The organism is Paracoccus aminophilus JCM 7686 (assembly GCF_000444995.1).
In the GTDB taxonomy this organism is placed as follows: Bacteria; Pseudomonadota; Alphaproteobacteria; order Rhodobacterales; family Rhodobacteraceae; genus Paracoccus; species Paracoccus aminophilus.
In genome coordinates this window covers 2,374,911-2,390,636 of record NC_022041.1, presented here as the reverse complement: position 1 = coordinate 2,390,636, position 15,726 = coordinate 2,374,911, and the positions used below count along the sequence as shown (strand labels likewise).

Sequence of the window (15,726 nt, the reverse complement as noted above, 5' to 3'; positions counted from 1 at the left end):
TGCCGCGCGATGCAAGGGCAAGCTGACAGGTCCCTGCCGTAACTCAGTCCGTGGAAAGGGCGCTGTCGCCGATGTAGATGGAATCGCCGTTCTTGTAGATCAGCGCTTTTATCGCGGCCGAGCCATCCGCGGGATGCGAGATCAACAACCCGTCGCGGATCTCATAGGTGCCGCCGCGCTTGGCCTGGCTGCCAGAGGCAAAGCCTCCGGTCGTATCACCCGAGCCATTAGTGAAGGTGGCGCTCGCCCCGCCCGAGCTGGAGCCCGAATAGGTGCCGTCCTTCTTATAGGCGAAAAAGGACGAGCTCGACACGCCGCCGCCAATGGTGCCGGGCGTGAAGCCCATGAAGTAGAAGTCGGAAATCGAGCCGCTGATGGTCGAGCCATCCGGCAGAAGCTTCATCGGGTAAAGCGTCCGAGACCCGTCGGCCATCGTGTTCTGGTTCAGGGTCAGCTGGCCTGTCGTGCCATCGGCAAAGGTCAGATCGAGCTTATCGCCGCTGATGCGATAGGTGCCAATCCGCGTGTCGATCGGCTCGCGCAAAGTGGCGGGGGCGGGCAGGGCCAGCCCATCCGGGGGCGTGCCATCATAGAAATAGCCGTTCCCCCAAAAGACCAAGTGACGGGTCGAGGCCTCCATCCGAAGCATCCCGTCGAGCCCCAGAACCGAATTCATGCTGGTGCCCGACCAAAGGCCATCCAGTCTTCCGGGCGTGGCTGGCGGCATCAGCGGCACCGCCCCCTCCGAGACGTAGCGCATCGACGAGGCAAGCCCGAGCCCCGTGCTCTGGAAGATCTCGGCCGCTTCCTTCACCGTGGCCTGATTTCCCGAAGGTGCGCGCAGCGCGATCATCTCGTAGCGGTCCCCGGCCTTGGTCGCGAGGAGAAAAAGGAAATCGTCATCGCTCACGCGCGCCATGGCAAAGGCATAGGTCCAGCCCCCGTCCTTGATCAGCTTTGGCGGTTCGAGCAGGGTCAGGGTCTCGTCCTTGCCGGGGTCGAGCAGATGGGGGGCGTTCTGCGCGAGAAAATCGGTGAGCTCGCCCTTTGCCGGGGCCGAGCGCGCGATCAGGAAATCGCATTGCTCGCAAGAGGTTGCCCCGGACCTGCCGAGCAGTTGATAGGCTTCGGTCGCGCGATAGACGCCCCAGCCTTTCGGCAGCTCGTAAATGCTGTTGCTGTATTGATAGCGTTCCGCGCTTGCGAGCGAGCCGGGCAGGGCAAAGAGCGCAGCAATCGCGAGACATTTCAGCCTGACCATGGCTCAACCTCCTCAGAAACTCTCTCCAGCTTCGCTTGCGGCTTGGGGCATGGCAAGTCCCGCTGATGGTCCTACGACATGCAAAAAACGTTGCGATTGCTGAGATTGCGATCTTGATCTGGGCTTGATCCGCAAGGGCGCATGGTGGATAACACGGGGCGAGCAAGAACAGAGGTTTTCGCCATGCGCGTCCGTATCTACCAGCCCGCCCGCAATGCGATGCAATCGGGCATGGCCAAGACCAAAGGCTGGGTGCTGGTCTTTCCGCAGGCCGATGCGCGCGAGATCGATCCGCTGATGGGTTGGACCAGCTCTGACGACACCCAAAGCCAAGTCCGCCTGCGTTTCGACACGCTGAAGCAGGCCGAGGAATATGCCCGCGAAAAGGGCCTCGATTACGAGGTGATCGAGCCGCAACCGCGCCAGCCCAACATCCGCGCCCGCGGCTACGGCGAAAACTTCGCCCCCGACCGCCGCGCTCCCTGGACGCATTGAGCCTGTGTAAATCGGGCGAAAGTTAGTCCCCAATCGGGGTCGTTTTGTCCGATTTCGGGGCATAGTTTTTGCAAGTAGTTGAATTCGCTGGGATCGGGAAACGATCCCAGCGTTTTTCTTTTTGAGGCGCGACGCGGACCAAGCATCTAGTGACTTCGATCATGCCGCTCGGTGATCTCGGTACCCATAACGGCGGTTTCATGCGGATGACTTTTCTCAAGCGTCATCCTGACCCGGCGTGTCCCGGATGCCCGATTGATCTGCAGTCGCGCGTCTGGATGGATCACACTCGGCTCTGATCGCATGGCAATGACGGAGATTGCTGCGCGTGGGGCTGAGATAACGGCATGATGATCAGGTTTTCTGGGAAGAGCCATAGCCGCTCTGCTAGACGGGTGATCGTCGTGAAGGGTGGAGAGCCGCCTGACGGCGGCGTGGCATGGCAGCCGCGGCAATTCGGGTTAGCGGACATTCGTCCCTAGCGCAGCGAAACCTGAATGGCTCAGGTCCAGCAGGCGGGGAATCTAAAGGCGAGTGGCGTTGGCGGTGCCTATGCGATCGCGATCACCGCAGGCAGCCTTGCCCGAGAAAGTTCAGCCTTCCGGTGTAAAATGGGCATCAGGCAGCGCTTCACCTTCGCCCACGCTATCCGCCCACCATTTTTCCAGCCTAGCGTAGGAAATACCTTAATCCCTTGCGAGTTGCCCAAGCGGCATGTTGTTCGGCGGCAGCATCTTCGTCAGAACCACTGCCTTTCGTTCCGGTGAGAAATCCAAGTTGCCGCCCTATCCCCCGCCAAATCAATCTCTTCAGATCGAGAACGGGTGACAGCTCCCTTTACATCAATCAGGTGCATTCGCACACAATTCGGCACGCCGACGGCTGTGCGCCCCAAGGAAGTCACCCAGAATGTCGTTAAAGCGTATAACGTCACACAACTTTTAGTTGGGTGACGGATCAGGATTGGAGGAATTCGGTGCAAAACCCCCACGACGCCGCACAGGCCTTCGCGAACGAGTTCGGCAATGCAGAATACGCTTTGAAGCGATCCGGCTTGATACGGGGAAACAGGGAGACTGCTGAGGCCGATTGGGATGCGTTCGCCCGCGATCTCGGGCCAGAGTTCTTCGCTGCAGTCGTCGATAACAGCATCGCTAAGACGCTGATTGGCGAGCCGCCGCGTCGGCTGATGAACGACCTTGTATGGGCGCCTAGAATACCCACGCCCTTAACGAACGTGCACGAGCTAATTATCCAAGGCGTTTGCCGAGTGCGCAATAGCTACCTGCATGGAGAGAAGTTCCGCGGTGGGCCGGATGGCCAGTGGGAGCGTGACGTGACGCTTATAAAGGAAGCCCACGCTGTGCTGCAGGCAGCCCTTGCTTGGCCGGCCCGCGCGAACGCCTGACCATTGTAGAAACTGGAGAACTGGAAAATGGGGTTCCGATGACAAACGAATGTGGACGCGCTGCCCGCGTGGCAGATCACCGTAGGGGGTAGTGGTGGTTGATCGGAGCGCAGTTTCAACAATTGCTGGCTATTTCTATCAATTCGATCGCTCAATCCTCAGCATCCTGGGGCTATCCGATGGAAATGACTCGGTGGCAATCGAATGCATTGAGGATATCGACGTCCGCACCGCTACCGAAACGACTGCCGTCCAGTGCAAATATTATGAGAAGTCCGAATATAATCATTCGGTTATCAAGCCCGCCATCATGTTCATGCTTGCGCATTATAAAGAGGGCCTCACGGCTGGCCGGCCAGCGATCCAGTACCAGCTCAGCGGTCATTTTTCGTCGGGGCAGGATAAGTTAGATATCCCGTTCGATATCGACTTCCTAAAGACCAATTTTCTCACAACTGCATCAAAAGATGGGACGGTCAAAAAGCATGAAGAGCTTGGCGTCAGCGACGCGGAGCTTAAGGATTTCTTGAAACTACTGTCTATCGACGTGAATGCGGCGAAATTCAACGATCAGTTTCAGAGCATCATCGAGAGCCTTGCAAATGAGTTTTGTTGCTCGCCGTTCGCAGCAGAGTTTTTTATTATAACAGTGCGTTACGGGTCATAAAAGGGTAATCCTCCCCAAGGTTAAGGGGCTGCATAAGCAGAGTTTTCTCGTGAGCCGGCAGCTGAGAAGATTCGAATGAGAAAGAGCCGTTTCACGGAACAGCAGATCATGCCCGCGCTGCTGATCGGCGTCGTGCTGCTTGATCTGGCGGTGCAAGCGGTTCACGTCACCAATCAAAGCATCATTTTCGAGCGCCACCCCCAAGCGCGCAGTCGTCTGGTCGGCGGCTACATGGCGTTCTATTCGCTTGGCAGCGCGATCGGCGCCATCGGAGCGACGACCGCCTTTGCCCATGCGGGCTGGGCGGGCGTCTCGGCGCTCGGCGCGGCATTCAGCGCGCTGGCCCTGATCATCTGGGCCGCCGCGGCGTGGTCGGGCTCGTGAGAGGAGCAATGTGACTAAGACCTGCGCTCGGTTGCCTCCCGGCCTGAGCCGGTGCTGCCGCCCGTCATCGGTGGATTGACCGGCATGGCGCGCGGTGCCGCCGATCATCAACAGATCGAAGGACTGGCCCCAATCCGGTCAGCGATGATGCCCAAATAGACGGGGAGAGGGGCAGCGCCTATCTACAGCGACGCCGCCTGCGGTCAAACTGTCTCCCGACAACAGATGCAGGGCGGGTGGGAGAACGCTAATATCTGTGCCGTCGTTTCACTTGCGGGTCCTCTCTTTGAGGTCCTCGCGAACCCTTTGCAGCCAACCGCCCACGGCCGCCAGAGCAGTGCCGCCAGTACCGAGAAACGCCTTCAGTTCGGTCTCGGCAGCGTCGCGGGTGGTTTGGGTGCGATCGGGCAGCGGCGGCAGGATATGGGCATAGTAGGTCTTTCCCAAGAGACGATGCAGCAGGCGTTCACCCGGGAAGGGCTGGTTGTTGTTCACCGTGCGGGCGGCCTTGATCAAGGTGCGGATATCATATTGCACCGGGCTGATATCGGGCACCTGCTTGCGCAGCCCCAACAGCGTATAGACGCCAATGCGCGCCGTGCGGATCGAGCTATCCATGGTGAAGACGATATCATTCGCCGTCTCGACGAACTGGCCCATCAGCGCGAGGTTCGTGCAGCCCTCGGGCACGACATGGGGACGGTCACCTTTGGCACGCGGCATGAACATCGAGGTAATATAGGGCATCAACGCCAACCGTACCTTGGTCTTCGCGGCGACGGCCTCGAATTGATCGTCGGGAATGCCCAAATGATGGCACAGCTCGGCCAAAATCTCGCGCCCGGTGCAGGCGGGCATGGGCTTTTTGACCTTGTTGCCATCCTTGTCCATCAGCAGCGCATAGACCCAGAGCACCAGAACATCCTTGGGCTGGCCGAGGAAATGCGGCTGGCGGTTACAGGTCACGCTCATCACCCAATTCGAGTCGGTGAAGGTAATGATGCCGCCGGTCACGGTCTTGCCGGAATAGGGGTCGTTGACCGACAGCTCTGTCAGCCGGTCAGTCAGGGGCGAGGGCTTGCACGTCAGCGTGCCGGATTCCCACATCGACTTGTCGATATCGCCATAGAACTTCTTGGGATTGCCAAAGATCGGCGATTTCGCGGCGAGGTTTTGCCACAAAGCCCAATCACTGTCTGGTCCCGGATCCGAGCGCCCGCGCTCCATCACGGGGGCATGATCCATATCGCCATAGGCGGTGCCCTCGGTCATCGAGCCGGTCAGCGCAAAGACCACATCCTTTTCATCGACTGGGATGCGGTGTTCCTGACCGTTCACGCTGGCCAGAATGCCCGTCACACTGCGCTTGCCTGCGTCTTCGGTCATTTCCAAATCAGAGACACGGGTCGCGAACTGGACCTGAACGCCGAGCTTCTTTAGGTGGTCGACCAGCGGCTTAACGAAGGTATCATGCTGATTATACTTCGGGAAAACGAGGCAGGACATATCCGCAAACCCGTCGATGGAATCGAGAAAGCGGTGGGTATAAAGCTTCATCTCCAGCAAGCTCTGCCAGTTCTCAAAGGCGAACATCGAGCGCCACAGGAACCAAAAGTTCGACTGCAGGAAGCCGGGGCTGAAATAATCCTCGATGGTCAGATCATCGAGATCCTCTTTGCGCTTCAAGAGCAGGCGGATCAGCTCCCATTGCTGCGGCTTGGTCAGGCCGAAGGTTGAGAAATCGCGAATCTCGCCCTGATTGTGCATCAGCCGAGACTTTGACCAGTTGGGATCGGCATCGTTCAGTTGGCGATACTCGTCGAGCACGCTGTAGCCCTCGGGCAGCTCCAGCGCCTGCACGTCCTGGAACATGTCCCAAAGGTTGTCGTAATTAAAGTTCATCTCGCGGCCGCCGCGGATGATATAGCCATCCTCGGGATTGCCAGCCCCGTCGAGCGAGCCGCCCGTGACATCCAGCGCATCCAGAATGGTGATGTCTTGCCCTTTCATCCCGCCATCACGGATCAGGTAGAACGCCGCTGCCAGCCCGGCGATACCGCTGCCAATGATCCAGGCCTTGCGACCCTCGACCTGGTTGCCGGGATAGGGGTGGTTGCGCATATAAGCGCCCATCATATCGGGCACAGGCAGGGTATTTTCTGGTCGATTTGACCAATATCCGGCGGTCGTGTCGTTCTCGACGTGGAAGGGTTTGGAGGTCTTGGGGCTCATGTTCAGTCTCCTGTCTGAGGCATCTCGACGCGGAAGAGGTCACGGCTGTCGGGCGATGGACGCTTGATGGCGCAATTGGATTCCCCGCTCTGCCGCAAGCTTGCAGCGACTCTGTCCGACACGCAACCCTTGGGCGAATAGACCGGACGCGCGCAGTCTGGCGGGCGATCCGGTAGGAGCTGTTCAGAGAGAGATTGTTTCTGGGCCGCCCCATAAAAGCTGATGACCCGCCGCACTGCCCGCCGCTTTAGCCTCGCCACGCGGACACAGGCGCTTCTGGCTTCGGTCAACCGCAGCGCAGAACCTCGCGGGCAAGATCGGCCTTGTCGGCGGGTGGTCTCGCCTCGATTGCCGCCATTGACGCATCGGGTCCATTTCGCCCACAGTCAGGGTGATGACCTGTGCTTCACCCGTTGGGAAGGATCCAGCTTGGCGACACCATCGGTTCGCGCAAAGTTTCTGACCGCAAGCTTGCTTCTGGCATTGATCGGAGGTCCCGCTTTGGCTGACACAACCCCGCTCTCGGCGCAGGCTTCCGACCCGCGTGTCATGGGTTGGATGCAGGGCTTTCCGCCCGCGCCAGACAAGATCATAACGCAACCCGACTCGGTTTACTTCAGCTTTCCAAAGCTGCGGTGGTCGGTTTGCCATCTGCGAGAATTCCTGCCGACAAAGCAGATCAGCCGAGGCCTCGGTGCGCCAATCCCGCTCTCATATCCCGAACCGGCAACTTTCGCGGATCTGCGCAACGAGATCGATTCTCTGACCTTCACACCTCTGGGCGGCGGAGCCGAAATGAGCTGGGAGGCGTCGCTCTACGCCAATTATACGGACGGTATTTTGATCCTGCACAAAGGCAAAGTCGTCTACGAACGCTATTTCGGATGCCTTGATGAGACCGGGCAGCATGCGGCCATGTCGATGACCAAATCGGTTACCGGACTTCTGGCCGAGATCCTCGTCGCCGAGGGGAAGCTGGACGATAGGGTGCACGTCGCCGAAATCATTCCAGAGGTCAAAGCGGGCGCTTTCGGAAGCGCGACCGTCAGGCAGGTCATGGATATGACCACAGGGATCAAGTTCTCCGAGGATTATGCAAGTCCGAACGCAGACATCTGGACATATTCGGCCGCTGCCAGTCCGCTCCCGAAGCCTGAAGGCTACCTTGGCCCAGACGGGTATTGGGAATATCTCGCACAGGTTCAACCCGAGGGCAGCCATGGCGAAGCCTTCCATTATAAAACGGTAAACTCTGACATGCTCGGCTGGATCATCAGCCGGGTTTCGCAAAAGTCTGTCGCCGCACTTGCCTCCGAGCGTCTCTGGCAGCCGATGGGGGCCGAACAGGACGCCTATCAGACTGTGGACGGCAAAGGGGTGCCCTTCGCGGGCGGCGGGCTTAGCCTTGGCTTGCGAGATTTGGCGCGGCTTGGACAGCTCATGCTCGACAAGGGCGAGCTGAATGGCCGGCGCTTGTTTCCCAGCGAGGTGGTCGAAAAGATTGCTGCGGGTGGCGATCAGAGCAAGTTCGGCGGTTACCCGACGATCCCGAACGGCAGCTATAAGAGCCAATGGTGGAGTTTCAACAACGCGCATGGCGCTTACGCGGCGCGTGGCGTGCATGGGCAGACGATCTATATCGATCCGGTCGCCGGGATGGTCCTCGTGCGCTTCGCCTCATTCCCGACCGCGTCGAATGGTGAGATCGATCCGACATCTCTGCCCGCGTACATGGCGGTGGCCAACTACTTGATCCAGCACGATTAGTATGATCATGCGAGTTCTATCTTTCTCGACGGAAAGAAAGAGCTCGTCAGTCATGCCATCCTGGGCAGCCGAGCGATAGCAAAACCCATTCGCGCGACTCCGTGGACGTGATCGCGCAGGCCGCGGCCACGATCCTCTTATTGACGGCGCAAGACTGGGAAGCCGAAGGCAGGATTGATGGTCTCGGCATCACCTGCGCAAGAAGGCCTGCCCGATTTCAGAGCAATTTGTCTTTACTCCGTCAATCTTACGGATTCTTCCGAAATTTCAGGCTCGCAGCCCGCATCAAAATCAAGTTTGCTTTTCAAAATTTCATATATTACTGTGGATTGTGGGCGAGCGTTGTATTTCCACTTTTGCGCCTAACGCACTAGCCGACTCTGGCGACACTCGCCGGAGGTGTGGCGCCGTTGATGGCGCGATCGCCGTCGCTTCTCCTGTTGTTGATTGGTTTCTATAGCTCTTGGCACCTTACATGGGTGACGCTGATGAAGCTTGAAGACCTGACACTCTCAGATGATCACTCTTTTATTTCAACTGGACATCTTCCTTTCAAGGATCAGATTCATGATTTGGTAAAGGATGCCTATTTACGTTTCGCGAGCGATCGCGATGGAGACATCTCAAACGTCTATCCCGCTCTCGCGGCAGTAGATCCCGATCTTTTCGGAATTTCGGTTTGCGGCGTAAACGGTGATTCAATAAAATGCGGTAACGCGGATGATCATTTTTCGATCATGAGCGTTTCGAAGCCTTTTCTCTTTGCGCTTGTCTGCGCGCATCTGGGGCACAGACAAGCCCTGAATCTCATTGGAGCCAATAGCACCGGTTTGCCGTTCAACTCGCTCACCGGAGTTGAGGCGAGTCGCGATGGCCGAACGAACCCGATGGTAAATTCTGGAGCTATTGCCACAACGAGCCTCGTCCCCGGGGACAACCCAGCTCGGAAATGGAGCTTTATTCACGAGGGAATGTCGCGGTTTGCAGGGCGCGATCTTCAGGTGAATTCTGCGATTTATCGTTCGGCGCAGGAAACGAACTATCGCAACCGCGCGATCGCAAATATGTTGAGGTCTCGAGATTGCATTTATTGCGACCCTATCGACGCCGTCGACCTTTATACACGGCAGTGCGCTCTGGATGTCTCTGCTTTCGATTTGGCTGTCATGGGAGCAACTCTCGCGGATGGTGGCGTTAATCCGATCACCAGAGCGCGCGTGATTCCGGCAAGCATATGTCACTATACTCTCGCCGTAATGGCGACGGCCGGAATGTATGAGACCTCTGGAGATTGGCTCTATGAGGTTGGTCTTCCTGGAAAAAGTGGAATTGGTGGTGGAATTGTCGCTGTGGCGCCGGGTAAAGGCGCGATTGGGACTTTTGGGCCGCGATTGGATGCGGCGGGAAACAGCGTCAAAGGCCAGCTTGCTGTGAAGTATCTTTCGCAGAAGCTTGGTATGGGTCTTTTTGCATCGCGGCCAGAGCAGTAATCGTCAGCGTTTCCGGCGCGAAGCGTTCTCCTTGCAGATTGTGACATAGACCAGACAGGAAACAGCAGATGAGCCAACGCCTCGAAGCGGATCTCGTGCCTCACGAAAGACAATCTTGGCTGCCGATGACCGCGATCGGACTTGGTCAAATGATCATGTCGTTCAACGTCGCTTCTTTGCCAGTCGCAATGGGAGGGATGATCAAAAGCTTCAATGTTCCTCCGACGACAATCGCCACGGGAATCGTCGCCTATTCGATGTTGGTTGCTGGGTTCGTTATGCTAGGCGCAAAACTGATACAGCGTTTCGGCGTCGTTAAAATCTTCCGCTTGGCGATCATTGGTTTTTGCATTTCACAAACTTTGATGACCTTTAGTCCCAATGCAACGATCATGATAACGGCGCAGTTCTTGTGCGGTGCCTCTGCCGCCGTGATCGTGCCCTCGCTGGTCGCACTTATTGCGGAAAACTACCACGGAAAGCAGCAGGCGACGGCGATTGGCGCTTTGGGATCTGCGCGGGCTGCCGCGGGTGTTTTGGCCTTTGTCATAGGCGGTGTTCTTGGAACCTATATCGGCTGGCGCCCGGCATTTGGCATTTTGGTCGTCGCCTCGGCGGCGGTCTATTTTCTGAGCTTCAAGCTGAAATCCGTTCCCGGGCGGGCCGAGGTCAAAATCGATATTCCGAGTGTTATCTTAGCCGCCGGCTCGATTATTCTTCTCAGCTTTGGTTTTAACAATCTCAATGCATGGGGGCTCATTCTTGCGACGAGTAACGCTCCTTTCAGCCTGCTGGGCATGTCGCCTGCGCTGGTGATGTTGATCTTCGGAGCAGGATTAGGAAAAGCATTCTTCACCTGGACGGCGCGGATTACCCGAAATGGCGGCACTCCGCTTCTTCCGCTCGAGATAATTGCCTCGCCACAAGAACGCGCTGCCGTTTACTGCATGTTCGTTGTCGTGGCGTTGGAGGCCGCGCTAAACTTTTCCGTGCCGCTCTACATTCAGATTGTGCAGGGTAACACGCCACTGGCGACGGCGATTGCCATGATGCCGTTCAACCTGACCGTCTTCTTCGCCGCGATGCTCATCATCCGGTTTTACGACCGATTTACGCCGCGCCAAATCGGGCAGGGCAGCTTTGTTCTGTGCGCCGTCGCGTTGATGTGGTTGTCGTGGGTTGTGCGCAATGATTGGAGCGCGGTTCCCGTCCTGTTTGGGTTGGTGGTCTTCGGGATCGGGCAGGGCGCGTTGGTCACCTTGCTGTTCAATGTGCTGGTCACCTCCTCTCCGAAAGAGTTGGCGGGCGATGTCGGATCCTTGCGCGGAACGACAAACAACCTCGCTGCGGCGGTCGGAACCTCGGTTGCCGGGGCTATGATGGTTGGGCTGCTCAGCGTGTTGGTCCTCGGCAATCTTGCAGCCCATCCAATCCTACCCCCGGACGCTTTGCCACAGCTCGATCTGAGCAGCATCAATTTCGTCGGGAATGATCGGTTGCAGGACTTTCTGATCTCTACAGGCGCGCCTGCGGATCAAGTGGCGGCAGCTCTTGAGATCAACACCGACGGTCGGCTGCGCGCCTTGAAGTTTGGACTGATGATCATGGCCGCACTGTCGCTTATCGCCCTTCTGCCCGCGGCCCGCCTGCCCGGCCTCCGCAAGGGTGAAGATATTCCCGCCGAGCCCTTCGGAGGGGCGCGCGACGGGCGCTCCAACACCGCAAGAATCCAACAAACAGGGGTTTGATTTCATGTCCTATTCCGTCGAAACTGCCTCGCAGATCTTACGGCAGTCCATGCGCGAGACGATCCAGAAATACTCGTTCTGGTATTTGCTGCAGGGGTGCCTGATGGTTGTTGCAGGTATTTTTGCCATCCTTTTTCCAGCACTCTCATCCTTTGCGATGGTGCGTTTTTTAGGCTGGCTCCTGATCGGCACGGGGATCGTGCAGGCCTTCGGCGTGATCGGATCACGGTCGGCGCCGAACTTCCTGCTGCAACTGATCTCTGGCGCGCTCTTTGTGATGGTCGGCCTGATGTTCTTGCGAAGCCCGGTCGAAAGCATGCTGACCTTGTCGCTGTTGCTGATCGTTCTTTTCATGGTCGAGGGTATTTCAAAGATTGTCTTCGCCCTCACGATCCGGCCTCTTCCAAACTGGATCTGGGTTCTGTTCAGCGGCATCGTTGGCGTGATGCTATCGCTCTATCTTTGGTCCCGGATGCCGGTGACCGGGATCTGGCTGATTGGGACGCTGCTCGGGATCAGCTTGATAAGTGAGGGCTTTGCGATCGCATTGCTGGCGTGGCAAATCCGTAAACGCCGGAGCGAGAAAGCCGATCCAAACACCGCCGATCTTCCAGTCTAGGGTCAACGCCAAATCTTGGTGTGATGAGAATGGGCTCGCGTCTTTGATGAAAGGAACCGCAATGGCCAGACCACTTCCTTTATTGACGATCAGTACAGTGATAATCTCACTTGCAGCTTGTGCGCCGCTCGATCGGACCGCACCGAATCACACCACTCAAGGCACAATCGCAGGTGGTGTTGCCGGGGCTCTAATCGGCGGCACAAAAAGCGGCTCAAGCCGGGTTGCGGCGCGTGGAGCTCTCATCGGCGCCACCGCTGGCAGTGTGGTTGGTAGTCTTGCCGATCAGCAACGAGCCCTGCGACAATCCATCAATGATCCGAATGTGCAGATTTCGAATGATGGCACCAATCTGACGGTTGTTTTCGCAGATTCTGTCCTGTTTGACACATCGTCATTCACCATCTCTCCCAACGGGAAGCGGGATCTTTTCGGGCTTGCTGCCCATCTGCAGCGCTTTCCGCAAAGCGTTGTGCGTGTGATCGGGCACACCGATAGCACGGGCTCTCTGTCGTATAATCAAACCCTGTCAGAGCGGCGCGCAGCGGGTGTCGCAAACACGCTGATTGCAGGCGGCGTGAGCGCTCACAGAATCACAACGCTTGGTCAGGGGCCGGCGCGTCCCATTGCTTCGAACGCAAATCCGGCTGGCCGCGCAGAAAATCGGCGGGTTGAAATTGTTATCCTTCCTGCTGGGTGAACAGGGCCCGCTGGCAGGTCGGATCTAGCTCTGCCTCGATCCTTGGCTCGTAGCGCTTTATCAAATCCCCGGAGAGAGTGGGTTCACTCACGGCTCAGGAGGCGTTTAAAAAAGGGAGGTCACTGGCGAGGATTCGCACTGTTCTAGCCCAACGTCGATATCGGTAATTTTCTTAACAGATCCAGAGGAGGGGAGGTTCTAAGCGGTAACCCCCGTTTCTGGCCCTCCTTAGGAAGGCTGCGAAGGCGGAGATTATCGGGCCAGGCGGCTGGCCTCATTGAGGGCTCAGTTAAGCCAGATTTAACCCGAAGTGCGAAATCTCGGTGGGCAAGGTCCGTCGTGCTGGCTAGTCGTTCGGGGATCCAGCCTTTCTTTATAGATTGGAGGTTGGAGCGGCTCCGTAGTCCAGGCGCATTTCATTAATTCCAGAACGCCTGACACTCGGAGATATGAGGCGGATGTGACATTTTTATGTGAGGTTCGTCGAAAGTTAATAAATCCGGTACAGCTATCTCACGACCTGCTGAAAGAGTAACGATCTATATCGTCAGCTCTTTGATGGGGTTGATGTTTGTCTTTGAGACTAGCAGATTAAGTAATGAGTGATGCGTTGCCAATTCCGCTCTCTTAATGATATTTGGCGGTTAAAACATTTAATGCAGTGCAGAGCACGGGCACATTGCTGTCTCAAGTGATGGCACGCCTCGTAATCTCGGGGGCGCCCTCAGCTTGGGAGGCGAGGAACGATGGCTTTTGACAGTGCCTCAATCCCGCTAGCATCGGCCTCGGCGGTATTCCTCAATATCTTAAGAAATGTCGCGGCGACATGTTTTGGCATCGCTTGGTATAGCTTGACGAGTTCGATGACTCTGTCCGTTGCTTGATTGTGAGTTTCTGTCGTTTCCGAAGCATCGCTTTCAGCAAAGAACAGTTCAATTTTTATATTAAGAATTGTGGAAATGTCCCATAGCCGTGAAGCTGAAACGCGATCATGCCCCATTTCGTATTTCTGTATTTGTTGAGTCGTAACTCCGACTAGGACGCCTAGGTCTTTCTGGGTCATGAGCGATTCATGCCTAAAGCGGCGAATATTACGGCCCACTATGAGATCTATATTATGGACCAATGCTTCTCACACATATTTTGCTCTCTTAATTCGCTAATGTGTGGAAAAATATTCCGCAATTTTGTTCATTGTGAGGGTGACGATCTAGGCGAAGTTTCGCTTACGTTTTTTGTTTGCCAAAAATGACAGGTTAAGAGTTGCCTTGCTCGATTTGGCGGGGAAGATTCTGGGCTGAAATTTCGCTTTCTGTGAGGTTTCAGTCATGCAATGGCGGGACTTAGGCAGATCTCTCTCAGTCGATGATCTTATTATTATTATTTAAAATCAACATGAAGTCCAAAGGTGATCGTCTCCCGGTGACCGCTGGGACGTCGGAGATCGACGCAAGGGCAGGCGTTGTGAATGCGGTGGTAGAGCGAGAGGTTCACGAAATGTGACGTGGAACTGAATCAATCGAGAGTTGTATTCTGAATCTTTTTCACGCGCGAAAACTAGCAACTAAAAGTTGTAAATCTGAACGAGCACTAGCGCTTTCCTGCATTTTTGACAACCATGAGTTCGGGCGCTTCGACCTCTGTGAGAATCAAATCATGCCAACATCGACCGTGAACTGGATCTGGATGGGGAATGCCCCGATGATCGACGACACCCCGCTTACCGACAGTACGCCAGCCCAGCAAACGGCCGTCGTTGGCTATACCGCCAGTGGCAGCAGCCAATTGGAGGCCGTGGCGATCACAGGGGCTTATGAGTTCTCTCCTGGTCAAACACAGAATGGATTTAGCCCGAGCTGGGCAGCGAGTGCCAACCCTCCCCACATACCCTCACATTTTTCCTATACCGCTGACGGTATGTCTCATACCAACTTGACGGCCGTGAGTGCCATCGCCGTCACGATGCGGATTCAAACCGCTATAAATCCTGATGTATTTCAGGATCAAGGAGCTTTGCTTGTTCAAATGTCGAACGGCGATATGTTCTTTAGACCCTTGAATGCTCAGCTTCCGAACTGGGCTGGCATTACCCAAGTTCACTCGATTCAGGTTATTTCGGTGTCGATAGGGACCTCTTTCTCTGCCTTCAATCATACAACAAGCTTTGCTCCTTCTATTTTCGATGTCGAATTTCCCTGCTTTACGCGAGGGACGCTGATCGAAACCGATCAAGGGCTGATTCCGGTGGAAAGCTTAAAGGTTGGTGATTTGGTAAGAACGGCAGATCACGGGTTTAAACCAATTGTGTGGATCGGATCGAGATCCCTTGATCGCGTCGATCTTGCTGCCCGTCCAAAGCTTCGGCCCATTGAAATTAAGGCTGGTGCGCTTGGTCCTGGCCTGCCACTGCGCGATTTGGTCGTGTCCCCGCAGCATCGGGTGCTTGTGAAGTCCCGCATCGTACAGCGCTTATTCGCGCAGGATGAAGTGCTTGTTGCAGCTATTCATCTGGTGGGGTCAGCAGGCATTCAAAGATTGAATGACTGTAATCAGGTGGAGTATTTTCACTTCATGCTGGATCAGCATGAGGTGGTGTTTGCAGAAGGCGCTCCGACTGAATCCTTATATTTGGGTAAACAGGCAGCGAAGATGCTACCCACCAGCTGTATGGACGAGATTTTGACGCTGTTTCCGGATCTTCATCCCGGCGAGGGTGTTCCAGCAAGAACTTTCGTAACCGGAAAGCAAGGACGTGAAATCGCTACAAAGCATATCTCGCAAGGGCAGGCCCTGTTGCCCGCACTCAGAAATTAACATGCGAGATCAATAAGTGTCGCTGGCCACTACCGAGAGGTGGCCAGCCTTTGAATCGCTACTGTGGGATATGGTGATGCTTGACTGCGTTTTCATATAGTCTCGGCTCTGACCGCCAATCACGGTTTTGGTTGGCTAGAG

13 protein-coding genes are annotated in these 15,726 nt (G+C 56.2%); 10 read left to right on the top strand and 3 right to left on the bottom strand.

Annotated features, from left to right (window positions below):
• Positions 1 to 43: 43 nt before the first annotated feature.
• On the bottom strand, positions 44 to 1,261 hold the full coding sequence (locus JCM7686_RS11620; protein WP_020951017.1) for a lipocalin family protein: 1,218 nt from the start codon (positions 1,259 to 1,261) through the stop codon (positions 44 to 46).
• 183 nt (positions 1,262 to 1,444) lie between these two features.
• On the opposite strand from JCM7686_RS11620, the gene JCM7686_RS11615 reads away from it, so the two are divergent.
• The 4 genes from JCM7686_RS11615 to JCM7686_RS11600 all read left to right on the top strand — a co-directional run bounded on the left by JCM7686_RS11615 (position 1,445) and on the right by JCM7686_RS11600 (position 4,215).
• Entirely contained in the window at positions 1,445 to 1,756 is a 312-nt protein-coding gene (locus JCM7686_RS11615; RefSeq protein WP_020951016.1) for an ETC complex I subunit, read from the top strand.
• A 976-nt stretch (positions 1,757 to 2,732) separates the two neighbouring features.
• Positions 2,733 to 3,164 carry a hypothetical protein gene (locus JCM7686_RS11610; protein ID WP_041527318.1) on the top strand — a complete coding sequence of 144 codons (432 nt, stop codon included), beginning with the start codon at positions 2,733 to 2,735 and terminating at the stop codon, positions 3,162 to 3,164.
• Positions 3,165 to 3,258: 94 nt separating this feature from the next.
• Positions 3,259 to 3,831, top strand: coding sequence for a hypothetical protein (locus JCM7686_RS11605; RefSeq protein WP_020951015.1), 573 nt, complete (start codon positions 3,259 to 3,261; stop codon positions 3,829 to 3,831).
• 75 nt (positions 3,832 to 3,906) lie between these two features.
• Positions 3,907 to 4,215, top strand: coding sequence for an MFS transporter (locus JCM7686_RS11600; protein ID WP_020951014.1), 309 nt, complete (start codon positions 3,907 to 3,909; stop codon positions 4,213 to 4,215).
• 267 nt (positions 4,216 to 4,482) lie between these two features.
• Here JCM7686_RS11600 and JCM7686_RS11595 read toward each other — a convergent pair whose 3' ends face one another.
• Positions 4,483 to 6,447 carry an oleate hydratase gene (locus JCM7686_RS11595; RefSeq protein ID WP_020951013.1) on the bottom strand — a complete coding sequence of 655 codons (1,965 nt, stop codon included), beginning with the start codon at positions 6,445 to 6,447 and terminating at the stop codon, positions 4,483 to 4,485.
• A 429-nt stretch (positions 6,448 to 6,876) separates the two neighbouring features.
• Here JCM7686_RS11595 and JCM7686_RS11590 point away from each other — a divergent pair, with 429 nt between their 5' ends.
• The 5 genes from JCM7686_RS11590 to JCM7686_RS24005 all read left to right on the top strand — a co-directional run bounded on the left by JCM7686_RS11590 (position 6,877) and on the right by JCM7686_RS24005 (position 12,771).
• Positions 6,877 to 8,214 carry a serine hydrolase domain-containing protein gene (locus JCM7686_RS11590; protein WP_051201559.1) on the top strand — a complete coding sequence of 446 codons (1,338 nt, stop codon included), beginning with the start codon at positions 6,877 to 6,879 and terminating at the stop codon, positions 8,212 to 8,214.
• A 488-nt stretch (positions 8,215 to 8,702) separates the two neighbouring features.
• Positions 8,703 to 9,704: a glutaminase A gene (gene glsA / locus JCM7686_RS11585; RefSeq protein WP_041527864.1), complete on the top strand. Its 1,002-nt coding sequence runs from the start codon at positions 8,703 to 8,705 to the stop codon at positions 9,702 to 9,704.
• A 68-nt stretch (positions 9,705 to 9,772) separates the two neighbouring features.
• Positions 9,773 to 11,452 carry an MFS transporter gene (locus JCM7686_RS11580; RefSeq protein WP_020951010.1) on the top strand — a complete coding sequence of 560 codons (1,680 nt, stop codon included), beginning with the start codon at positions 9,773 to 9,775 and terminating at the stop codon, positions 11,450 to 11,452.
• Positions 11,453 to 11,456: 4 nt separating this feature from the next.
• The gene (locus JCM7686_RS11575) at positions 11,457 to 12,071 is read left to right on the top strand and encodes an HdeD family acid-resistance protein (RefSeq protein ID WP_020951009.1); all 615 of its coding nucleotides are present in this window, start codon (positions 11,457 to 11,459) and stop codon (positions 12,069 to 12,071) included.
• A 61-nt stretch (positions 12,072 to 12,132) separates the two neighbouring features.
• Positions 12,133 to 12,771, top strand: a complete 639-nt coding sequence (locus tag JCM7686_RS24005; protein ID WP_084621069.1) for an OmpA family protein — start codon at positions 12,133 to 12,135, stop codon at positions 12,769 to 12,771.
• Positions 12,772 to 13,495: 724 nt separating this feature from the next.
• Here the strand turns inward: JCM7686_RS24005 and JCM7686_RS11570 are convergent.
• Positions 13,496 to 13,873: a helix-turn-helix domain-containing protein gene (locus tag JCM7686_RS11570; RefSeq protein ID WP_268935161.1), complete on the bottom strand. Its 378-nt coding sequence runs from the start codon at positions 13,871 to 13,873 to the stop codon at positions 13,496 to 13,498.
• Between the two features lie 599 nt (positions 13,874 to 14,472).
• On the opposite strand from JCM7686_RS11570, the gene JCM7686_RS11565 reads away from it, so the two are divergent.
• Positions 14,473 to 15,585 carry a Hint domain-containing protein gene (locus JCM7686_RS11565; protein WP_236635827.1) on the top strand — a complete coding sequence of 371 codons (1,113 nt, stop codon included), beginning with the start codon at positions 14,473 to 14,475 and terminating at the stop codon, positions 15,583 to 15,585.
• The last annotated feature ends 141 nt before the right edge of the window (positions 15,586 to 15,726 follow it).